At 45.6% G+C, this 8,828-nt stretch carries 6 protein-coding genes and 1 rRNA gene; all 7 read left to right on the top strand.

Annotation, left to right across the window (positions count from 1 at the left end; translation table 11 throughout):
- Positions 1-21: 21 nt before the first annotated feature.
- The 7 genes from rrf to I8U19_RS16760 all read left to right on the top strand — a co-directional run bounded on the left by rrf (position 22) and on the right by I8U19_RS16760 (position 8,438).
- Positions 22-135, top strand: a 5S ribosomal RNA gene (gene rrf / locus I8U19_RS16790).
- A 415-nt stretch (positions 136-550) separates the two neighbouring features.
- Positions 551-2,008: an aldehyde dehydrogenase family protein gene (locus tag I8U19_RS16785; RefSeq protein ID WP_198056590.1), complete on the top strand. Its 1,458-nt coding sequence runs from the start codon at positions 551-553 to the stop codon at positions 2,006-2,008.
- 82 nt (positions 2,009-2,090) lie between these two features.
- The gene (locus I8U19_RS16780; protein ID WP_033102433.1) at positions 2,091-2,846 is read left to right on the top strand and encodes a sugar phosphate isomerase/epimerase family protein; all 756 of its coding nucleotides are present in this window, start codon (positions 2,091-2,093) and stop codon (positions 2,844-2,846) included.
- 109 nt (positions 2,847-2,955) lie between these two features.
- Positions 2,956-3,234, top strand: coding sequence for a hypothetical protein (locus I8U19_RS16775; RefSeq protein ID WP_033102434.1), 279 nt, complete (start codon positions 2,956-2,958; stop codon positions 3,232-3,234).
- Positions 3,235-4,810: 1,576 nt separating this feature from the next.
- The gene (locus I8U19_RS17830) at positions 4,811-4,948 is read left to right on the top strand and encodes a Tn3 family transposase (RefSeq protein WP_081944042.1); all 138 of its coding nucleotides are present in this window, start codon (positions 4,811-4,813) and stop codon (positions 4,946-4,948) included.
- Positions 4,949-5,478: 530 nt separating this feature from the next.
- Entirely contained in the window at positions 5,479-6,723 is a 1,245-nt protein-coding gene (gene proV / locus I8U19_RS16765; protein ID WP_198056589.1) for a glycine betaine/L-proline ABC transporter ATP-binding protein ProV, read from the top strand.
- Positions 6,720-8,438, top strand: coding sequence for an ABC transporter permease/substrate binding protein (locus tag I8U19_RS16760; RefSeq protein WP_033102436.1), 1,719 nt, complete (start codon positions 6,720-6,722; stop codon positions 8,436-8,438). Before proV ends, I8U19_RS16760 begins: the two co-directional genes overlap by 4 nt.
- Positions 8,439-8,828: the final 390 nt, after the last annotated feature.

Raw genomic sequence — 8,828 nt, 5'->3', positions numbered from 1 at the left:
TCTTCCAGGGCACGCCACCTGTCTGGTGATGATAGCGGAGGGGATCCACCCGTTCCCATCCCGAACACGGAAGTTAAGCCCTCCAGCGCCGATGGTACTCGGGTTCACCCCTGGGAGAGTAGGTCGTTGCCAGGCACAAAAAAACCCATCTCAATCGAGATGGGTTTTTTTATTTATTAATAACGAAATGGAGACTTTCCATTTGAATAGATGTGAGACACTTTAAACTTCAGATACAAAGACACTTTAGACCTGAAGATATTATTTTATTTTAATAAATAAATATAATATATGGGATAAAACAGAGAGAACGGATACGAGAATAATGGAAATCGCTTGGTTGGAGGGACGATGACAATCATGGCGAGTTCCATTTTAATTCTGGATTTCCTGTCGAAATGAGCAGCTATTTCTACTTGAATAGTTCTGGAGAACCGTTCATATTTTCCCTTTTTTTACTGAATGTAATCACGTTTATAGTATAATAACAATAATATTGAAAGTTAATATTATACTATAAAATAAAAAAGAAATGGAGGAGAAAACAATCATGTATGATTTTACGTATTGGAATAAGCAATATATTGGTGGGGAATGGATTGATGGTTCAAGCCCGACCCGCTATGAAAATGTAAATCCCTATAATGGTGAAACATTATCCACCCTTCAGTTGGCGAATCGCGATGATATTGCCCGAGCTTATGAGAAAGCGAAACAGTCCCAGAAAGCCTGGGAACAATTGAACCCCTACAATCGGGCAATGGTAATGGAAAAAGCTGCGGCACTGATGGTAGAACGAGCCGACGAACTCATCGAGATCTTGATTGCCGAATCGGGCAGTACCCGGATCAAAGCCAGCATTGAAGCAAAATCGGCTTTCTCCATGTTGAAGGAGGCAGCCAAATACCCTTTTCAGATGAACACAACGGTTCACCCTTCATTTGTCGTCGGAAAAGAGAACCGGGTTTATTGTAAACCGCATGGAGTCGTTGGGATCATCAGCCCGTCCAACTTCCCGTTTATTTTATCCTTACGTGCGGTCGCTCCTGCTTTGGCAACAGGTAATGGCGTTGTTTTGAAACCGGATTCGCAGACATACATATCGGGTGGTCTTTTTCTCGCCAAACTGTTTGAAGATGCCGGTCTGCCAAAAGGGGTGTTTAATGTTGTTGTCGGGGAAATCGAGGAAATTGGTGATATCTTTATTGAACATCCCGTTCCACGGCTGATTTCTTTCACGGGTTCAACTGAAACAGGCCGGCATATCGCCCAAATTTGCGGAAAACATCTCAAAAGACTGCATCTGGAGCTGGGAGGCAATAACCCCTTTATCGTGCTGGAAGATGCAAATATTGAAAAGGCGGTGCAGGCTGCGGTTTTCGGTGCTTTCTTGCATCAGGGGCAAATCTGTATGTCGATTAACCGCATCATCGTACATAAAAGTCGATATGAAGAATTTATCCGTTTGTTTGCGGAAAAAGTGAAGAAGCTGAAAGTCGGAAATCCGGCGGAACCGGATACCTTTATTGGACCGTTAATCAATAAAAATGCCGTTCCCCGCGTTCTTTCTTTGATCGAGGATGCTGTACAACAGGGATGCAGGCTGATTCTCGAAGGAAAAGCATATGATCAATTTCTTGAGCCTTATATTCTTGCAGATGTGCGTAATGACATGAAAATTGCCCAAACGGAGCTTTTTGCCCCTGTCGCCTGTATCCTTCCCGTTGAAAGTGAAGAAGAAGCAATAGAGATTGCCAATGATAATTCATACGGGTTGAGCAGCGCGGTTTTCTCCGGATCGATTGAGCACGGAGTTCGTGTCGCCCAGCGAATCCAGGCCGGGATGGTTCATGTCAATGACCAAACGGTCAATGATGAACCCAATATTCCTTTCGGTGGTGAAAAAGCTTCGGGTTACGGACGTTTTGGCGGAAATTGGGGGCTTGGAGAATTTACCACAACCAAATGGGTGTCAGTGCAAAATGAACCACGGACTTTTCCCTTCTGACCCATGGCCGCAGGTTGAATCAACGGGTTGAAATGGCGAAATCGCTCGAAAAACCATGCCCGATTGAGGAGGATTGGCGTTAATGTGCAAAATCGCACTTCAACTTTGGACGTTAAATAACATGGCTGAGAAGGATTTTTTGGGGACACTCCGCCGGGTAGCCGACTTGGGATATGAGGGAGTTGAATTCGCCGGTTTTTTCGAAGCACCTGCCATGGCGGTAAAAAAAATGATGGAAGAGAAAAAATTGACTGCAGCGGGCAGCCATGTTCCCTTGTCTGAGTTTGCACCGGATCGGATTGAGTCCGTGTTTCGGTATCATGAGCAGATCGGCAACCGCTTGTTGGTTGTTCCTTGGCTGCCGCAAGGGATGAGGACGACAGCTGATGATTTTAAACGATTGGCAGAAACGTTTAATCAACTGGGACAACAGTGCAAAGAGGCCGGTTTCATGTTCGCCTATCACAATCATGATTTCGAATTTCAAAAATTTGGCGGATTAACAGGATTTGATATCCTGTTTACGGAAACGGACCCACAATTGGTCAAAATGGAATTGGATATATATTGGGCTGAATATTCCGGATTCAATGCCGTTCAATTGATGAAAAAATACAGAGATTCATTGATTGCACTCCATCTGAAGGATATGAAACGGGTAAACGGCAAAGCAGTCAGTACGGAAGTAGGAGCCGGTTCTCTTGACATCCCGGCAATTGTCGCCCTGGCCAACGAGTGGAACCTTTCCTGGCTGATTGTGGAACAGGAGGAATTTGATTATGACCCGATGCGCTCCGTCCATCAAAGCTTGGCATATTTGCAAGGGAAGTTGAAATAAATTTTTCAGGCTGGAACCATGGGAAAATGGGGCGGATGAACCGGTTCAAATATGGATAGACGATCATAGGATAGCAACGTGCATCTTTAATCCAAAGGAGTGGATTTTGTTGGAACGCATTAAGCCTCCCATGCATCCCATGCCTCCGGTGGCTCCCATGCCCCCGATGGTTCCTGCGCCTCCCAAGTATCCGATGTTTCACTATCCCAAACATCATTACAAAAAGATGGATCACCATTCCTTGTACAAAGCGTACCGGCACAGCAAAAAAGCCACCAAGATATTGAAACATATGCTGCATCATTGTCATGATTGGGGGTATTGGGACAGTTCTTCCAGCAGTCACTGGCGGGACAGCAGTTCGTGTAGCTCTTCCAGCAGTTCCTGATCACAAGCGAAGATGGAAGACGGGTTCCGTACATCCCTTCAACCTGTCGCGACGTGTGGAGAAAAGCAGAGCAAGAAGAATCTCCTCACGACACAATGGGAATCGCGGACGAAAACGGAAGCAGAGTCCAAGTTTGGCTCTGCTTCTTTTATTTGGTGCGAAACGTTCTTCATCATGGGAAATTTCAACTGGGGAGGGCTCAAACTCACGGTGGAGAGAAGAATGCGAAAAATTTTTTTATCCCTCCCGGGCAGTGTTGGCACTTGTCCCGAAACTGCGCACAGCTGGGCGGAAGATTTGCTTGGTTCAACGGTCGGGCATACTAGACCGCGCCCGGCCTCTGAAGGAGAAGATCGAGAAAATGGTCGTAGTTGAGCACCTCTTGGCCTTGTCCCAAACATCGCGGATGTGTCTCAATGAGTTCTCCCTTGTGGCAGAACTCCACTCGCTCAGCAAAGACCTTTCACCTCAGCTCTGAGGAGGCATAGTCAAAGCTGTTTTCTCCAAGGTGACCATGGAAAGCGAATTGCTGTTCCCATACCGGGTTGGATCGCAAGCTCACGGACGTGGAGGCAGCGGTAACATGTGCGCTTTGTCTTCCTCATAGGCTTGCCTCCCTGACGGTAAGTGAAGTACGGGGAACAGTGGTCGTCTCGTAAGCGATGCACTTTTCAACCTGCCATTGGTTAAGTTCATCCAAGCTGGATACAGAGGGCATCGGGATGAAGTATTGACTCTTGGCCACCTTTACAAAGTTCTCGACCTGTCCCATGCACAGAAAGTCCAGAAGCCATAATCCAAGTCGAGAGGAATCCGGCAGAATTATCACATAATTTTTCAAAATATCCCTGTTCTTTCTCTGGATCTACTATTATATCCCCACAGTCGATTAACACTTTTATTGAAAAAATCCATATAAGTGAGATTAATAATTTAAAAAGAGGTGATGAAGATGTCCCTCTCGTTTCGTAACCTTACTCCCAATACCGTATTCATTTGCATTAATTATCAGGTAGTTCCTGGGACTTGTCCTGAGGGATATGTGAAGACAGTGTGGTTTAGAGTGGAGCCTGGTGCGACTGAACGTGTTTATGTTGGAAGCACCAGAAGAGTGCGTTCATACTACGCCGAGGATAATTTCGGAAATGTATGGACTGGAAATAGCCCCCCAACACCCAAATCCCTAATACACGTTTTAGGTGGTGCCTGAACAGAAGGTGCAATTCCTTCCAAATAGTAGAAGGACTCTGCAGAAGCGTTGGGTTTAGACAAATAACTTCGCTTGCGGAAGAGCTAATACTCGAATTGACTTTGACAAGTAACCGAAGAGCACCCAGATCAGGTAATGTTCGTTTAGAATTGCCAACAACGCGAAAACTCAAATATCGAAAATATCCACACGGCATTATCAATAAAACGGGTTCTGGTGCATAAAAGACGAAAGATGACACGAATGGAGAGCCCGTTCCTCAATCCTTCAAACGGCTCAGAAGTGAAAACGAAAAATATGGGTGATGGGATGCGTGTCCAAGCCGGGGGATTTTCCGTCTATGCTGAATCGCTTTGTCAGTGATCAATTCTCCTCATCGATAAGATTCTCCACCATGAAACAGATTTAGAAATCAAAAAACATGATACGGATGCCGCGGGCTATACTGATCAAGTTTTTGGATTAAGCCATATATTTGGATTTCGATTTGCGCCCGGGATTTGAAATACAGGGGATGCGCACTTTTTTTCCCCTCGATCTGCCTAATGGTTTCCCAAGATTTCAGATTTGCTTAAAAAGATTAATCCTCAAGTGATCTTGCAAAATTGCGATCAGGTATTGCGTATCTCCCATTCAATCTTAGATGGGAAAGTGTTTCTGCGTCGCTTGTTATGAACAAATTCCGTTCATATAACCGGGAATATCATGTAGTGAAAGCTTTACGTTTTATAAGTCAAGGGGAACTGCGAGAACGTTTATTGATTGACCAATACCAAAGAGGAACAGCGCTAAATATGATCTTCCATATTTTCACCGCTCAATTGGGAACATATCAATACACCGATTAAATATACAATCAGACAACAAAACCCGATCACAACCCTTAACGTGGTTGAAAATCGGGTTTTTCACTTCTCTGAGTTCTTAGCGTGGCAAAATCGCGTTTTTCTGTCGGTACCCCTGGTGAGAAAAAAGTAATTTTTTATGGTAATGATTGGTTATTAAAGAAAAAAAGCAAAAAAGTGGTTTAAGAAATGACATTTACGGTTAGTAGGTTAAGAGAGAGGGGTGTTTTTTTGGAAACAATAAAGATAAAAGTAGAAAATTTATCCAAAATTTATGGTCGTTCGTCGAAGAAAGCACTGAAAATGTTAAAGGAGGGAAAGGATAAAAAGACGATATTGAAAGAAACCGGTGCTTCGGTCGGAGTCAATCAGGCCGATTTTGTTGTGTACACCGGCGAGATTTTTGTGATTATGGGTTTATCGGGAAGCGGTAAATCAACATTGATTCGAATGCTAAACCGCCTGATTGAACCGACTGATGGACAAGTATTGATTGACGGGGAAAATATCGTCAAAATGTCCCAGGAAAAATTGCGTGAAGTCCGGCGCAAAAAGATCGGAATGGTGTTTCAGAAGTTTGCCCTATTTCCTCATCGCACAGTGTTGTCGAATGTGGAGTTCGGCTTGGAAATTCAGGGTACTCCCGAACAGGAACGAAAACAGAAGGCAATGGAAAGTTTGCGATTGGTGGGGCTTGAAGCCTGGGCGGAAAGTTACCCGAACCAATTGAGCGGCGGAATGCAACAAAGGGTGGGGCTGGCCAGGGCACTGACCAATGATCCCGATATCCTGTTGATGGACGAGGCCTTTAGTGCTTTGGACCCGCTCATTCGCAAGGATATGCAGGATGAGTTGCTCGAATTGCAACGATCCATGCATAAAACTATTGTTTTCATTACCCATGATTTGGACGAGGCCCTGAGAATCGGGGATCGGATCGCCCTTATGCGCGATGGGGAAATTGTGCAAATCGGAACGCCTGAGGATATTTTGACCAATCCCAACAACGAATATGTCGAGCGATTTGTGCAAGATGTCAACCTGGCCAAAGTGTTGACCGCTGAGTCGATTATGCGAAAAGCGGAATCAATCATTCTCGGCAAGGATGGGTTGCGAGTTGCCTTAAAGCTGATGCGGGATAAAGGTGTTCCGGCAATGCTCGTCGTGGATCGCGATCGTAAGCTTCATGGAATGCTCACGGCTGAGCAGGCAAAACAGGCGTTACGTGAAGGAAAAGAGATGCGGGATGTGATGATCCGGGATCTTGTCCGCGTCCAGAAAGATACACCGTTAAGGGAGATTCTTCAGCTTATGGCCCAGTCCGATTCTTCTTATCCGGCCGCTGTGGTGGATGAGGAAGGACGGCTGGCCGGAGCGGTCGGAAGAGGAGCCATTTTTGCTGCTCTGGCTGGACAGGCAGGTGATTCCGAATGAGTTTGCCGCGTATTCCTTTAGACAAATGGGTAGATGCGTTTATCCAGTGGCTGCAAATTCATTTTAAGCCGCTGTTCGATTTGATCAACGGAGCGATTGGGCCGACTGTTGATTTCTTTCAACATTTGTTGTCCGCTGTGCCACCGATCTGGATGATCCTGCTGCTGACCCTGCTGGTGTGGTTGGTTAGTCGCTTGAGGATTGCCATTTTTGCATTCATCGGTTTAATGCTGATTTATGATTTGCAATTATGGTCAGACAGCGTATTGACGATTGCGTTGGTTCTCACTGCGACCTTGATTTCCATTGTGATCGGGATTCCTCTGGGGATATTGGCCGGTCGCAGCGACAAAATGAAAGGTTTTTTATTTCCTGTCCTTGATTTTATGCAAACTATGCCATCTTTCATCTATCTGATTCCGGCTGTCTTTTTCTTTGCGCTGGGGAATGTGCCTGCGGAAATCGCTTCAATCATTTTTGCGATGCCGCCCACCATTCGCATGACAAGTTTGGGATTGCGTCAAGTATCCGGAGAACTGAAAGAGGCTGCCGATGCCTTTGGGACAACCTCCTGGCAGAAATTGATCAAGGTGGAATTGCCGTTGGCTCGTTCGACCATTCTGGCCGGGATCAACCAAACGATCATGCTCTCTTTGTCAATGGTTGTGGTTGGTTCCATGATTGGCGCAGACGGATTGGGCAAGATTGTGCTCCAATCGATTTCCCGTCTGCAGGTCGGAAAGGGATTTGAAGCCGGATTGGCGATTGCCATCATTGCCATTATCCTTGACCGTGTCACCCAGAATCTCGGAAATGCGAAAACAGCCGCCGTCAATAAAAAAACGCCGATGGTGATCGTCCGCAAATGGTTGACGATTGCCACGATCATTGCCCTGCTGGGGATGACGGTTTATTCCTATGTCGGAGACGGATCCGGCAAGAAAAAAATCGTGCTGACTTATGTCGCCTGGGATTCGGAAATTGCCAGCACCAATGTGGTTAAACAGGTATTGGAAAAAGCCGGTTACGATGTTGAAATTCAAGAGACGGAAGCTGCCCCCATGTGGGAAGGCGTCGTCAGCGGAGCGGCGGATGCTCACGTCTGTGCCTGGTTGCCGTCATCAAGCAAAATTTTTGTCGAAAAATACAAGGGACAATTTGACGATTTGGGTCCTAACCTGACGGGAGCAAAAATTGGGCTGGTTGTTCCGCAATATGTACCGATCAATTCCGTTGATCAGCTGAATCAGTACCGCGATAAATTCAACGGGCAAATCATCGGTATCGACCCGGGATCCGGCGAAATGCAACTGACGGAGAAACTAATGAAACAATATCAACTGAATGGCTATCAGTTGATCTCGGGCACGGATGCTTCGATGGTAGCTTCCCTGGACAAGGCGTATAAACAGAAGAAATGGATTGTGATAACCGGTTGGGAACCGCATTGGAAGTTTTTAAAATATAAATTGAAATTCCTGGATGATCCGGACGGAGTTTATGGTGGTCCACAATCGATCCATACCATTGTGCGTAAAGGCCTGAAGAAGGACATGCCGGAAGCGTATGCGATTTTGGACCGGTTTCATTGGAGCAAAGAGGATATGGAAGAAGTCATGCTGAAGATCCACGATGGAATGTCTCCGGATCAAGCTGCTGCTGAATGGGTTAAAAGCCATCCGAAACAAGTAAATGAATGGCTTGGTAAACAGTAAGATTGAAAACATGCCGCCAAAGGCGGCATGTTTTTTACTTTTTGTTGAGTTTCATGATTCTGGATTATTCTGTTGAGGCTCAGGTATTTAATTAAGATTGTTTCTAAAGGGGGAAACTGCTTCGAGGAAAAATGATGAGGGAAAAACTCCATTTTTTTTAAAAAAAACTGTTGCATAAGCTTAAAGATCGTGCTATATTATTTCTTGTCGCCGCAATGACCGGCGCAATTGAGAGAATGCACCTTGAAAATAAGATATGGAATAAGGCAAATGACGAAATGGTCATTCGTCATGTTGCATCACCGGGAGAGAAACCGTAGCAGGTTAAGCTACTAAGGGCACACGGTGGATGCCTTGGCGCCAGGAGCCGATGAAGGACGGGGCGAACAC

It is taken from the genome of Thermoactinomyces sp. CICC 10523 (assembly GCF_016055105.1).
In the GTDB taxonomy this organism is placed as follows: domain Bacteria; phylum Bacillota; class Bacilli; order Thermoactinomycetales; family Thermoactinomycetaceae; genus Thermoactinomyces_A; species Thermoactinomyces_A daqus.
The sequence above is the reverse complement of the archived record's forward strand: the minus strand, read 5'-3'. Positions and strand labels throughout refer to the sequence as shown.

What these genes read in the sequence shown, in the direction of transcription:
- I8U19_RS16785 (WP_198056590.1), top strand. Translation starts at nt 551, where the DNA reads ATGTATGATTTTACGTATTGGAATAAGCAATATATTGGTGGGGAATGG.
- I8U19_RS16780 (WP_033102433.1), top strand. Translation starts at nt 2,091, where the DNA reads ATGTGCAAAATCGCACTTCAACTTTGGACGTTAAATAACATGGCTGAG.
- proV (WP_198056589.1), top strand. Translation starts at nt 5,479, where the DNA reads ATGACATTTACGGTTAGTAGGTTAAGAGAGAGGGGTGTTTTTTTGGAA.
- I8U19_RS16760 (WP_033102436.1), top strand. Translation starts at nt 6,720, where the DNA reads ATGAGTTTGCCGCGTATTCCTTTAGACAAATGGGTAGATGCGTTTATC.